The 12,934-nt window shown below is 62.7% G+C and carries 14 protein-coding genes and 1 pseudogene; 12 read left to right on the top strand and 3 right to left on the bottom strand.

Annotated elements, in window-relative coordinates; genetic code table 11:
* Window positions 1-263: 263 nt before the first annotated feature.
* The 10 genes from cysS (at window position 264) to X741_RS153395 (ending at window position 8,764) form a co-directional block, all read left to right on the top strand.
* Window positions 264-1,712: a cysteine--tRNA ligase gene (cysS, locus tag X741_RS153350; protein ID WP_023777855.1), complete on the top strand. Its 1,449-nt coding sequence runs from the start codon at window positions 264-266 to the stop codon at window positions 1,710-1,712.
* 120 nt (window positions 1,713-1,832) lie between these two features.
* Window positions 1,833-2,240, top strand: coding sequence for an endonuclease domain-containing protein (locus X741_RS153355; protein WP_023777854.1), 408 nt, complete (start codon window positions 1,833-1,835; stop codon window positions 2,238-2,240).
* The gene (locus X741_RS153360; RefSeq protein WP_023777853.1) at window positions 2,237-2,623 is read left to right on the top strand and encodes a VOC family protein; all 387 of its coding nucleotides are present in this window, start codon (window positions 2,237-2,239) and stop codon (window positions 2,621-2,623) included. Before X741_RS153355 ends, X741_RS153360 begins: the two co-directional genes overlap by 4 nt.
* Before the next feature lie 6 nt (window positions 2,624-2,629).
* Window positions 2,630-3,121, top strand: coding sequence for a GFA family protein (locus X741_RS153365; RefSeq protein WP_023777852.1), 492 nt, complete (start codon window positions 2,630-2,632; stop codon window positions 3,119-3,121).
* On the top strand, window positions 3,118-3,594 hold the full coding sequence (locus X741_RS153370) for a GFA family protein (protein WP_023777851.1): 477 nt from the start codon (window positions 3,118-3,120) through the stop codon (window positions 3,592-3,594). Before X741_RS153365 ends, X741_RS153370 begins: the two co-directional genes overlap by 4 nt.
* Window positions 3,591-4,544, top strand: coding sequence for a prolyl aminopeptidase (pip, locus tag X741_RS153375; protein WP_031250025.1), 954 nt, complete (start codon window positions 3,591-3,593; stop codon window positions 4,542-4,544). The genes X741_RS153370 and pip overlap by 4 nt, the downstream gene beginning before the upstream one ends.
* Before the next feature lie 197 nt (window positions 4,545-4,741).
* Window positions 4,742-6,358, top strand: a complete 1,617-nt coding sequence (cimA, locus tag X741_RS153380; RefSeq protein WP_023777849.1) for a citramalate synthase — start codon at window positions 4,742-4,744, stop codon at window positions 6,356-6,358.
* A 3-nt stretch (window positions 6,359-6,361) separates the two neighbouring features.
* Window positions 6,362-6,874, top strand: a complete 513-nt coding sequence (locus X741_RS153385; protein ID WP_023777848.1) for a hypothetical protein — start codon at window positions 6,362-6,364, stop codon at window positions 6,872-6,874.
* 276 nt (window positions 6,875-7,150) lie between these two features.
* Window positions 7,151-8,068, top strand: coding sequence for an EamA family transporter RarD (rarD, locus tag X741_RS153390; RefSeq protein WP_023777847.1), 918 nt, complete (start codon window positions 7,151-7,153; stop codon window positions 8,066-8,068).
* A gap of 9 nt (window positions 8,069-8,077) precedes the next feature.
* Complete coding sequence (locus tag X741_RS153395) at window positions 8,078-8,764, top strand: glutathione S-transferase family protein (RefSeq protein ID WP_023777846.1); 687 nt, start codon at window positions 8,078-8,080, stop codon at window positions 8,762-8,764.
* Window positions 8,765-8,779: 15 nt separating this feature from the next.
* On the opposite strand, the gene X741_RS153400 is transcribed toward X741_RS153395, so the two are convergent.
* Window positions 8,780-9,775 carry a transporter gene (locus tag X741_RS153400; protein ID WP_023777845.1) on the bottom strand — a complete coding sequence of 332 codons (996 nt, stop codon included), beginning with the start codon at window positions 9,773-9,775 and terminating at the stop codon, window positions 8,780-8,782.
* 181 nt (window positions 9,776-9,956) lie between these two features.
* The gene (locus tag X741_RS153405) at window positions 9,957-10,247 is read right to left on the bottom strand and encodes a muconolactone Delta-isomerase family protein (protein ID WP_023777844.1); all 291 of its coding nucleotides are present in this window, start codon (window positions 10,245-10,247) and stop codon (window positions 9,957-9,959) included.
* A gap of 107 nt (window positions 10,248-10,354) precedes the next feature.
* Here X741_RS153405 and X741_RS153410 point away from each other — a divergent pair, with 107 nt between their 5' ends.
* Complete coding sequence (locus tag X741_RS153410; RefSeq protein WP_023777843.1) at window positions 10,355-11,239, top strand: LysR substrate-binding domain-containing protein; 885 nt, start codon at window positions 10,355-10,357, stop codon at window positions 11,237-11,239.
* A gap of 132 nt (window positions 11,240-11,371) precedes the next feature.
* Here X741_RS153410 and X741_RS153415 read toward each other — a convergent pair whose 3' ends face one another.
* Window positions 11,372-11,983, bottom strand: a complete 612-nt coding sequence (locus X741_RS153415) for a TIGR00730 family Rossman fold protein (protein WP_023777842.1) — start codon at window positions 11,981-11,983, stop codon at window positions 11,372-11,374.
* A gap of 176 nt (window positions 11,984-12,159) precedes the next feature.
* On the opposite strand from X741_RS153415, the pseudogene X741_RS1000000167495 reads away from it, so the two are divergent.
* A pseudogene (locus X741_RS1000000167495) lies at window positions 12,160-12,934 on the top strand (peptigoglycan-binding protein LysM); the annotation flags it as partial.

Raw genomic sequence — 12,934 nt, 5'->3', positions numbered from 1 at the left:
GCGCTTCACCGTCTTTATGACGTTTTTCCTGGGGTCAGCGACTTGACGGCAACACTGGCCAAGGCGATAAAGCCGCCCATGAAAACGTCTTTCGCCATTTGTGGCATCTGCATTATTGGCTAGCCTCGCGCTGGTCCGGACGTTTTCGCCTCATCTTCCCCTAGATTGGACAAACGCCCCGGCCAGCAGGCTGGAGCCTGATTTGCGCCTCGGCGCGGGGCCGGCTCCATCCAGACAAAAGTTCTGAACCGGGAAGGCATGGAATGTCTGACGCATCGAAGGGCCTGCGCCTCTACAACACACTGACGCGGACGAAGGCGGACTTCACGCCGATCGATGCGCTGAATGTGCGCATGTATGTCTGCGGCCCGACCGTCTACGATTTCGCCCATATCGGCAATGCCAGGCCGGTGATCGTTTTCGATGTGCTGTTTCGCTTGCTGCGCCATGTATACGGCGAAACGCATGTCACGTATGTGCGCAACATCACGGATGTCGACGACAAGATCAACGCGCGCGCGCTGCGCGATTTCGGCGACGAGATATCAGCCGGAAAGCTGTCGCTCAACGAAGCGATCCGGCGGGTGACCGAAAAGACCGCCGACCAGTTCCACAGGGATGTCGCCACGCTCGGCTGCCTGGAGCCGACCGTCGAACCGCGCGCCACCGAATTCGTCGAGCCCCGCGCCGACGGCAAGGCCGACATGATCAGCTTGATTCAAAGCCTGATCGAACGCGGCCATGCCTATGTCGCTGCAGGTGAAGTTCTGTTCGACACGGCGTCGATGCCCGACTACGGCCAGTTGTCGAAGCGCAATCTCGACGAGCAGCAGGCCGGTGCCCGCGTCGCCGTCGATGCGCACAAGAAGAACCCTGGCGATTTCGTGCTGTGGAAACTGTCGTCGCCTGAAGAGCCGGGTTGGAAGAGCCCGTGGGGCAGGGGCAGGCCAGGCTGGCACATCGAATGCTCGGCGATGTCGGCGGCTTATCTCGGCGAAGTCTTCGACATCCATGGCGGCGGCCTCGACCTGATCTTCCCGCACCATGAGAACGAGATCGCCCAGTCGCGCTGCGCCCACGGCACCGATGTCATGGCCAATGTCTGGATGCACAACGGCTTCCTGCAGGTCGAAGGGCAGAAGATGTCGAAGAGCCTCGGCAATTTCTACTCGATCCACGAACTGCTGGAGACCGAGACCTTTGGCGGCCGCAGCTGGCCGGGCGAGGTTCTGCGGCTGGCGATGCTGATGACGCACTACCGCGAGCCGATCGACTTTTCGGTGCGCAAGCTGGAGGAAGCGGAGAACACGTTGCGCAAATGGAAACGCGCGGCCGATCTGGCGCCGGCGGCGGGACAATTGCCGGCTAAGGTCGTGGAAACCCTCTCCGACGACCTGGCCACCTACGCCGCATTCCAGCAATTGACCCAGCTTGCCGGCGAGGCTAGCGAAGTCGAAGGCCATGGCGGGAACGCCGCCGCCGCTTCGCTGAAGGCCGCACTTCTCTTCCTCGGCTTCGACATCGGCGCGGCCAGGGTCGACGAGGCCGAGATCGCGAGATTGATCGCCAGGCGCCTGGAATTGATCGCCGCCAAGAACTGGGCCGAAGCCGACCGCATCCGCGACGACCTTTTGGCGCAAGGTGTACAGCTGAAGGACGGCAAGGATCCGGTGACCGGCGAACGTGTCACGACGTGGGAGGTGAAGCGGTGAGGGTGGCGCCAAGCGCCTTTGCAAAGTTGGCGGAGGCGCTGGCGACAGCCGATCTCCCCCCTTGCGGGGGAGATTGCCTATCATCGGCGATTTCGCCAATCTTCAGCGTAAAGGTGATTGATGGGGCACGACCTCGTTCCGTCGCGACAGCGCAAGAATGCAAAATCCATGCGGCGCGTGATGACCGATGCCGAGCTGAAGCTTTGGAACGAGTTGCGCGCCCACCGACTGATGGGAATGAGCTTTCGCCGGCAAGTACCGATCGGCCCTTACATTGTTGATTTCGCTTGCTCGGCCTGTCGCCTCGTTGTTGAGGTCGATGGCAGCCAGCATGCAGATGCCGAACATCTGCGGCATGACGAGGCGCGAAGCGCCTATTTGAAAGCCAGCGGCTGGACCGTCCTCCGCTTCTGGAACGATGACGTCATTCGCGATATCGACAATGTTTGCCAGCACATCGTCGTCGAGGCCGGCCTGGGCAATGCCGCGATACCGGCGGGCGAACCAGCAAGGGAGGCTGTTCCATGATCGATCATCTCGGCATCACCGTTGCCGATTTCGATGTTTCGAAGGCTTTCTACGACAAGGCGATGGCGCCGCTTGGTGCGTCGTTGCTCTATATGGTGCCGCTGGAATACACCGGCGGCGCCAAGGTCGGCGGCTATGGCCGCGACCGGCCGGTGTTCTGGTTGAGTACCGGCAAGAACAAGCCGAGAGACCACCAGCACGTTGCCTTCACCGCGCGCAGCCGTGCCGAGGTCGATGCCTTCCATGCGGCGGCCCTTGCCGCCGGCGGCAAGGACAATGGCGGGCCTGGTCTGCGCCCGCACTATCATCCGAGCTACTATGGCGCCTTCGTCTTCGATCCCGACGGCAACAATGTCGAGGCGGTTTGCCATGACCCGGAGTGAGCAACGATGAGCCTCGACAACCGGCCGGTCTACACGGGCGGCTGCCAGTGCGGCGCGGTGCGCTTCCGCGTCGAGGGCGCGCTTGGCGATGCCTCGGTCTGCCACTGCCGCATGTGCCAGAAGGCGTTCGGCTCGTTCTACGCACCGTTGGTATCGGTGCGCGGCGCCAAGTTCGAGTGGACGCGCGGCGAGCCGAAATATTTCCGCTCCTCCAGCCATGTCGATCGCGGTTTTTGCGCCAATTGCGGGACGCCGCTGACCTTCACCGCGCCTGATGGTGTCGGTCTCGCGATCGGTGCGTTCGACAATCCGGCGGACATCGTGCCGACGATCCAGTGGGGCACCGAGGCAAAACTGCCCTATGTCGACACCATCCCGGAACTTCCAGGCGAGGAGACAATGGCCGACATATCGGCGGCTCCGTATCTCGCCGATCTCGTTTCATATCAGCACCCGGACCACGATACGGAACAGTGGCCGCCAAAGGAAAAATCATGACCGATCAGGTTCGAACCGGCGGCTGCCAATGTGGCGCCGTGCGCTTCCGCATCAAGGGGGCGCTCGGGCGCCCGTCCATCTGCCACTGCCGGATGTGCCAGAAGCAGTTCGGCTCCTTCTTCGGCGCTTTGGTGACCGTGCCGAAGGACGGCGTCGAATGGACTCACGAGGAACCGAGCTATTTCCAGTCGTCGGTCAATATCGATCGCGGCTTCTGCGCCCGCTGCGGCACGCCGCTGACCTACCGCCAGCCAGGCGGGCTCGAGATCGCCATCGGCGCCTTCGACGACCGCTCGGATCTGGCGCCGCAGATCCAGGTCAATTACGCCGCGCGGCTGCCCTGGGTGGAGACGATCTTCGACCAGCCCATTCACCAGGATCCAGACTTCTACGCTAGGCAGGAGCAGATCATCTCCTTCCAGCATCCCGATCACGAAACGGCCAACTGGCCGCAACAGGGCCTGAAACTATGAGCTTGCGTACCCTCTATCCGGAAATCGAACCATTCGACTCGGGCATCCTCGATGTCGGCGACGGTCATCAGGTCTATTGGGAACGCTCCGGCACCAAGGGCGCCAAGCCGGCGGTGTTCCTGCATGGCGGACCCGGCGGCACCATTTCGTCGAAGCACCGGCGGCTGTTCGACCCCAAACGCTACGACGTCATCCTGTTCGACCAGCGCGGCTGCGGAAAATCGACGCCGAACGCCTCGCTGGAGGCCAACACGACCTGGCATCTGGTTGCCGACGTCGAACGCCTGCGCGAGATGGCCGGCTTCGACAAATGGCTGGTGTTCGGTGGCTCCTGGGGCTCGACGCTGGCGCTGGCCTATGCCGAGACTCATCCCGATCGCGTCAGCGAACTGGTGGTGCGCGGCATCTACACGCTGACGCGGGCCGAACTCGAATGGTACTACCAGTTCGGCGTCTCCGAGATGTTTCCCGACAAGTGGGAACGCTTCCTGGCGCCGATCCCCGAAGCCGAGCGCGGCGACCTGATGGCGGCCTACCGCAAGCGGCTGGTCGGGTCCGACCGCAAGGCGCAGATCGAGGCCGCTCGCGCCTGGAGCCTGTGGGAGGGCGAGACGATCACGCTGCTGCCAGAGCCGGAGACCAGCGGGCCATTTGGCGAGGACGACTACGCCGTCGCCTTCGCCCGCATCGAGAACCACTATTTCGTCCATGCCGGCTGGCTGGAGGAGGGGCAGCTTCTGCGCGACGCGCACAAGCTCAAGGACATCCCCGGCACCATCGTCCATGGCCGCTACGACATGCCGTGTCCGGCGCGCTACGCGTGGGCGCTGCACAAGGCCTGGCCGAAGGCGGATTTCCACCTGATCGAGGGTGCCGGCCACGCCTATTCGGAGCCGGGCATCCTTGACCAACTGATCCGGGCGACGGACAAGTTTGCGGGGGAGGTATAGTCGATGCACGGCGATCCTTCACACCCCCGTCTGTCCTGCCGGACATCTCCCCCGCAAGGGGGGAGATTGGATGTCGCCTTCGCTTTCGCCAATCGTCGACGTTGCAGGACCAGCGCTGTCATCAAAGCTGCCGATCTCCCCCCTTGCGGGGGAGATGTCCGGCAGGCCAGAGGGGGGTGCTCAAGCACCTTGCCATCATGAAAAAGCAACGCCTCTATCTCTTCGACACCACACTGCGCGATGGCCAGCAGACGCCGGGCATCGACTTTTCGGTCGAGGACAAGATCGCCATCGCAAGGCTGCTCGATGAATTCGGCTTCGACTATGTCGAGGGCGGCTATCCCGGCGCCAATCCGACCGACACCGCATTCTTTCAGCAGAAGCGCACGGCGAAGGCCAAATTTGTCGCCTTCGGCATGACCAAGCGGGCAGGCGTCTCGGCTTCCAACGATCCCGGCCTTGCCGCCCTTGTGCAATCGAAGTCGGACGCCATCTGCTTCGTCGCCAAGAGCTGGGATTACCATGTCCGTGTCGCGCTCGGCTGCACCAACGAGGAAAACCTCGATGCCATCAAGGCCTCGGTCGAGGCATCGGTCGCTTCGGGCAAGGAAGCGATGGTCGACTGCGAGCATTTCTTCGACGGCTTCAAGGCCAACCCCGATTACGCGCTAGCCTGCGCAAGGACGGCATACGACGCCGGCGCGCGCTGGGTGGTGTTGTGCGACACCAATGGCGGCACGCAGCCATCGGAAGTGCGCGCCATCGTCGAGAAGGTGATCGCCTCCGGCATTCCCGGCGACCATCTCGGCATCCATGCCCATGACGATACCGGCCAGGCCGTAGCGAATTCCCTTGCCGCCGTCCAAGCCGGCGTGCGCCAGATCCAGGGCACGCTGAACGGCATCGGCGAGCGCTGCGGCAACGCCAATCTGATCTCGATCGTGCCGACGCTGGCGCTGAAGCCGGCTTTCGCCGATCGCTTCGAGACCGGCGTTTCGGCGGAAGCGCTGACCGGCATCTCCAGGCTGTCGCGCGCCTTCGACGAACTCCTGAACCGTGCGCCTGAGGCGCAGGCGCCCTATGTCGGCGCCTCGGCCTTCGCCACCAAGGCCGGCATCCACGCCTCGGCGCTGGCCAAGGAGCCGGCGACCTATGAGCACGTGCCGCCGGAAACGGTCGGCAACCGCCGCCGCGTCATGGTTTCCGACCAGGGCGGCAAGGCCAATTTCCTCGCCGAGCTGAAGCGGCGTGGCATCGATGTGCCCAGGGACGATCACCGGCTCGACGCGCTGATTGCCGTGGTCAAGGAGCGCGAGGCCGATGGCTATGCCTATGAGGGCGCCGACGCCTCCTTCGAACTGCTGGCCCGCAAGATGCTGCATGGCCTGCCGGAATTCTTCAACGTCACCTCGTTTCGCTGCATGGTCGAGCGGCGCTTCGACGCCAATGGCCAGTTGAAGACGGTGTCCGAAGCGATCGTGAAAGTGCTGGTCGACGGCGAAGAGAAGATGTCGGTGGCCGAAGGGCATGGCCCGGTCAACGCGCTCGACATCGCGCTGCGCAAGGATCTGGGCAAATACCAAAGCGAGATCGTCGATCTCGAACTCGCCGATTTCAAGGTGCGTATCCTCAATGGCGGCACCGAAGCGATCACCCGGGTGCTGATCGAATCGCATGACGGCACCGGCGCGCGCTGGTGGACTGTCGGGGTTTCCGAAAACATCATCGACGCGTCCTTCCAGGCGCTGATGGATTCGATCGTCTACAAGCTGATGAAGAACCGTGAGATGGCAGGGTTGGTGGCGGCGGAGTGAGATATGGACATCAACCTCTTCTTCAAAGAGATGTACTCTTTCGAAATTGAAAGGAAGGATAAGTTGGATGGCTCCGTCGGTGTCATGTTGACGGCCGTTACCGGTATCGTTGTCTCAATGGTCTTTGTTATAAGTGATATTGGGTCAAAGAATCCGTACCCAGACAAGAGGATGATACTTTCTCTATTTGCGGTATGTTCATTTGTATTAGGGGGATCTATATTATTTTTGTTGGTAGGATTTTATGGTAGGACTTATAAATATGTTGACTATCCAAGCGAAATGATGAAGTATTATAATAAGTTGGAGTCGCACTACCGGGGAGATGGCCAGGCAGCCGATAAGGAATTTGCCGACGCAGTGACACATCAGTTTGTGTCATTTGGAACGCATAATGCGCAGGCGAATGATGAAAAGTCGGAAAACTATTTTCAAGCGAAACGTTGGTTTGCTTGGAGCTTGTTGCCCTTCGCTTGTGGGATCATAACTTACGGTCACTATCTTATTTTTGACTGAGGAGTGATTGAAATGGGCGATGACAAAGACAAAGAAGATGAAAAAAGGCCGCGTGACGAACAGAAACCGCAGCCGCCGCCTGGGCGAGAAATCAGGGAAGGCTATGAGCCGCCCCTGAGGAGTTAGCCTGCCGGACTCACGGTAGAACGAGAAGATTGTTGGGTTGGTGCAAATGTGCGGTGGCGTAAGCACTCGTTGAACCATCAGCGAAAGTCCATTGATCCATCACAACTTTGCGATGGTCTTGCGGAGATGACTGCGCCATAGCGTTGGCCCATGGTCACTGAAGTAGTTACGCTCGACGCGGATTCGAAGGCCCGGCGCGGTTTCCTGTTGGCGCTGGGTGCTTACCTCTTGTGGGGGTTGCTGCCGTTTTACATGAAGGCAGTGGCGCATCTGCCGCTCGCCGAGGTGATCGCGCACCGCATCGTCTGGTCGGTGCCGATCGCCGCTGCGGTTCTCATCTGGGCCGGCCGCACAGCGGACTTCAAAGCGGCATTGCGCTCGCCGCGCACCATTTCCATGGCCGCGCTGACGGCGGCGCTGATCTCGGTCAACTGGGGCATCTATGTCTGGGCGATCGCCGTCGACCGCACCGTCGAGACCGCGCTTGGCTATTACATCAACCCGCTGGTCAGTGTGGTCGTCGGCGCGCTGCTGCTTGGCGAACGGCTCGACCGCTTGCAGATCGCCGCGGTTGTGCTTGCGGCGGTCGCCGTCGCGGTGCTGACGATCGAGGGCGGCAAGCTGCCCTGGGTATCGCTGGCGCTGGCGTTTTCCTTCGCCGCCTACGGCTTCTTCCGCAAGACGCTGCCGATCGGGCCAAGCCAGGGCTTTCTGCTCGAAGTGCTTTTGCTGTCGGTGCCGGCGCTTGGCTACATCGTCTACCTGATCGCGACCGGACAGGATCACATCGTGTCCAGCAACAGCACCGACACGGCGTTGCTGATCGGCTGCGGTCCGGTCACATCGGTGCCGCTGTTGCTGTTTGCCTTCGGCGCCAAGCTGTTGCGGCTCTCCACCATCGGCATCATGCAGTATATCGCGCCGACCATGGTGTTCCTGATCGCCGTGCTGATCTTCGATGAACCGTTCGGCACCATCCAGGCGCTCGCCTTCGCGCTGATCTGGACGGCACTGGCGATCTATTCCTGGTCGATGCTGACATCGGCACGCAAGGCCTCCGCCCGATAGGGAGTTTCGATGTACCAGTTGCACATCGCCAACAAGAACTATTCCTCATGGTCGCTACGGCCATGGATCTTGATGCGAGCGCTGGACATTCCATTCGAGGAGCGGCTGATGCCGTTTCCGACCGGATCGAGCTGGAGCCTTTACCGATCGTTCTCGCCGAACGGGCGGGTGCCTTGTCTGATCGACGATGGCTGGGCGGTCTGGGATTCGCTTGCCATTGTCGAATATCTGGCCGAGCGGCATCACGGTGTCTGGCCTGTCGAGGCCAAGGCGCGTGCCTGGGCGCGTTCGGCCGCCGCCGAAATGCATTCGAGTTTCACAGCTTTGCGCGGCGCATGCCCTATGAGCTGCGGCGTGCGCGTCGAACCGTTTCCAATGTCCGACGCGTTGAAGCAGGATCTCTTCCGCCTCGGCGACCTCTGGAACGATGGCCTTGCCCGTTTTGGCGGGCCGTTTTTCGCCGGCGCGCATTTCACCGCCGCCGATGCCTTCTTTGCCCCGGTGGCGTTCCGGGCGCAGTCCTACGGGCTCACCTTCGAGGGCGCGGCGTCCGCCTATCCGACGCAACTGCTGGCGCTGCCGGCGATGCGTGAATGGTACGCCGCGGGCCTCGCCGAGACTTGGCGTGAGCCGGATCATGAAGCGGAAGTCCGTGCCGCCGGCACGATTATCGAGGATCTTCGCGCCTTGGCGTGAAACCGCGGGCTGCCGTTACAATCCCCGGCCAAGCCGCCTGACGAACAGATAGGTGGCCGCCGCGATAACCACCGACACCGCCGTCACCACCCAGAAGCCTATTGGTGTATCGACGAGCGGCAGCCCGCCGACATTCATGCCGAACAGGCCCGAGATGATGGTCATCGGCAGCAGCACCGCTGTCATCACGGAGAGAACATAAAGCAACTGGTTCGACTGCATGGTCAGCTTGGCCATCAGCTCGTCCTGCAGCAGCCTCGTGCGCGCCTGCAACTGCTCGCCGTCATTGTAGAGCGTGAAGGCGCGGTGCGAGAGCCTGGCCGCCATGTCGTTGATCAGGTCGGGCAGCTCGTCGCGATGCGAATGGTCGAGATGCCGGAACAGGTTGGTCAGCGTCGCCATCTGCCGATGGATCACCACCAGCTGCCGGCGCGCCTCGACCAGCGCCTGGCGCTCATTGTGCCATGCGTCGCGCACCACGCGGTCCTCGATGCCGTCGAGCGTGTCGCCGAGCTTGCCGAGTTCTGCCGCCATGCCGTCGAGCGACTGGCCCATCACCGCCTCGATCAGCTCCGCCGGCGAGCGGAATTTCCGCGATCCGTTCTCCACCGCCTTGCGGACCGCGTCGACCGACTCCAGCGGCTGCTTGCGGGCGCCGATCAGCATCGTGTCGTTGAAGGCAAAGCGGAAATGGACGAGCCCGCGCGCCTCCGAAAAATCGTGCCTGAGATCAGGCAAATCGCCAAAGAGCCAGTTGTCCTCGTAGTCGATATGGCAGCCATGGCTGGGCGCGAGGAAGGCATCGCGGGCCGGCGCCGGCAGCGCCTTTTCGGCGCCGATCTCCTGGCGGGCGTGCAGGTCGGTGATCTGATAGCTGCGCCAGGTCCACTGCGCTTGCGCAGGATCCTTGGTGCGCAGGCCACTGGCGGTGAAATGATAGATAAAGAACAGCCCGTGCTCGTCGGGCAGATAGGGCGACAGGTCGGTGCCTTCGGGGAGGGCGACATCCATTGGGCGCAGTGCCAGATACAAGTTACGAAGCAGCGCCGCGCAGCGGCACCTGACCGGGATTTCTAGCACGCATGAACCCGCTTCCGTGTGACGGTTTCTTGACAGCCAATCACGAAGTGTCGAGCAGGCAGCAATGCGGTGGCGGCGCCTTTCACCACCACCGCATCGCAATTGCGGCGGTTCAGCGCTTCGGCCCGAACCCGGGATATGGGTTCAGCGGTACGATCGCCGCGACGTCCATTATGCCGGCCTTGACCAATGGCAGAGTGGCGAGATGGCCGCGCACTTCGGCGTCGTCGGCCGCCTCGAGCATCATGCCGCTGCCGGGAACATCGCCGCGGTTCCAGACCTGGCGCACCGCGCCTTCGGCGTAAAGCGTGCGCCGCTGCTCGGCCTCGCCGGGCAGAAGCGGTGCGAAGTCGGCGTCACTGAACTTGGCGGTGTTGCGGGTGAGAAGGGCAAAGAACTGCATGTCGGTCTCCTTGGTTGGGATGGCCGAGTATCGCTTTTAGCTAGTCAGACTGTCCAAGACTGATTAGGATAAAGTTGAGACCTATCAGGACTGGATGCTTCGGAAAAATGTTCGACCTGCGCCAGATCAGATATTTCGTCACCGTTGCGGAAACCGGCAATGTCGGACGCGCCGCCGAAATCCTGCATATTTCGCAATCGCCGCTCAGCCGGCAGATCATGCAGCTCGAGGCACAACTGGGCGTCGCTCTATTCGAACGAGCAAGGCAGCGCGTCCACCTCAATGCCGAGGGCCGCGCTTTCCTCACCGAGGCCCGCGCGCTGCTCGCCGATGCGCGGCGGGTCGAGGAGTTCGGCCGCAACCTTGCCAGCGGCGCGGTCGGCCGTCTCGCCATCGGCTATGTCGAGGGCGCGGTGCACGCCGGGCTGGTCGCCGACATGCTCAGGCAATTCCGCCGCGAACGGCCGGATTTCCATCTGCAGCTCAGGAGCCGGCGCACGGCGGCGCAATTCGACGAGTTGCGGCAGCGCGTGCTCGATCTCGGCTTCGTCTACGCTCCGGCCCCGGCCGACGATCCGGACATCGACAGCATGCTGGTGCGGCGCGAGCCGCTGGTGCTGGCTATCCCCGAGGATGATCCACTTGTCGCGCTAGCCGACATCGGGCCGCGGCATCTCGACGGCCGCACCTGGATCACCGTGGTGCGCCAGCCCGACGACACCAATCGCGGCCAGTTCCTCGCCGCTTGTGCAAAGGCCGGCTTTCTGCCCGACATCGCCTATGAAACAGCCGATCCGCTGACCTCGCTCGGCCTGGTCAGCGCCGGCCTCGGCCTGGCGACGGTTCAGTCCAGCCTGCGTGCCGCCGCACCGCCGCGGGTGGTGTTTCGCGATTTGCCATGGTTCGAACGCACGGTGTCGCTCCATCTGGCCTGGCGCCGGCATGACCGGCGGGCGGTGATTGGGGATTTGAGGAAGGCAGTAGGGCAGTAGGGCAGTAGGGCAGTAGGGCAGTAGGGCAGTAGGGCAGTAGGGCAGTAGGGCAGTAGGGCAGTAGGGCAGTAGGGCAGGCGTCGATGCGCCTTGATTTCCCCTACTGCCGTACTCCCTTATTCCCTTATTCCCTTACATCTTATCGATCACCGACTGCACGCCCTCGGTCGGGGCGTCGACGGAGGAGCCTGCCACCATGATGGCGGCGACGATGGCCTCGGGGTCGTTGACGACCAGCGGCTTGACCCTTTGCGCGGTGTGAATGAAGCCTTCCGCCGCCATATGATCAAGCAACGTCAGCATCGGATCCCAGAAGCCACCGACATTGCCGAAGACGATCGGCTTGCGATGATGGCCGAGTTGCCCCCAGGTCATGACCTCGACGATCTCCTCGACCGTGCCGATACCGCCCGGCAGCGCCACAAAGGCGTCGGATTTCTCGAACATCTTATGTTTGCGCTCGTGCATATTGTCGGTGATCACCAGCTCGTCGAGCCGGTCAAGCGCGGTTTCGGTTGCTTCCCTGTTGATCAGGAAGCGCGGAATGATGCCCGTTACCTTGCCGCCGGCCTTGAGCGCGCCTTCGGCGACAGCGCCCATGATACCTTTGGTGCCGCCGCCATAAATCAGCCTGAGGCCGGAGCGTGCAAGCGAGCGCCCGAGCAGGTGACCGGCCTTGGCATAGGTTTCATCACGGCCCGGAGACGAGCCGCAATAGACGCAGACGGATCGAATCGTGTTCATGCCGACGATTGGTGATTGGGTCTGAAAGCGGGGTCAAGCCCCAAGGGTAATAAGGCCGGGCTTTTTCTTGTCGGCCCCTTTTTCTTGTCTGCCCGTTTTTCTTGTCGGCCCGTTTTTCTTGTCGGCATTGGGAAAACACGCTAGACCGGCGTTAGGTGGCTAAGGGGTAGGGAAATATGGCAATTAATCCACTGAAGGCGTTCCTGTTCGCGGCGGGTGGGACCGTCGCGGCTGCGGGAACCGCCTATGTATCGGGTGCACTCGACCCGTATCTTCATCCAACGCCACCGGCGCAGGTAGCGGCCTTGACGCCGCCCGAGGCGAAACCGGCGGATCCCGGCACGGAAGGGCGGTTGCCAGCACCGGCGGTGCCGGCCGCTCCCGCCGCGGCACCACAGGCGACGGCTCCGGCAGCGGATGCACCGGCGCCGGCAGCGCCCGCGGCGGCAGGTCCGATCGCGCCGACATTCGACGTCGTGCGCGTCGAGGGCAACGGTTCGATCGTGGTTGCCGGCAATGCGGCGCCCAATTCGAAGGTCGAGATCCTGAGCGGCACCACCGTGCTTGGTGCGACGGTGGCGGGCCCCGATGGAGCCTTTGTCATCGTGCTCGACGATCCGCTGAAGCCGGGCGACTATACGATTGCCCTGCGTTCGACGGTCGGTACCGTGGTGACCGCCTCGGTNCGATCCGCTGAAGCCGGGCGACTATACGATTGCCCTGCGTTCGACGGTCGGTACCGTGGTGACCGCCTCGGTGCAGACCGCCGTCGTTTCGGTTCCCAAGGATGCCGCCGGCCAGGTGCTGGCGATGGTCGAGGAGCCGGGCAAGCCGGCCGAACTGCTGACAGTCCCGGCGCCCGAAACCAAACCGGCCGCACCGGCCACCGGCGACCAGGCTGCCGCGCCGGCTGCACCAGCGCCGGCTCCGGCCGCTGAAGCGCCTGCGGCT

The sequence above is a fragment of the Mesorhizobium sp. LNHC221B00 genome (genome assembly GCF_000502935.1).
Classification (GTDB): Bacteria; Pseudomonadota; Alphaproteobacteria; order Rhizobiales; family Rhizobiaceae; genus Mesorhizobium; species Mesorhizobium opportunistum.
The sequence above is the reverse complement of the archived record's forward strand: the minus strand, read 5'-3'. Positions and strand labels throughout refer to the sequence as shown.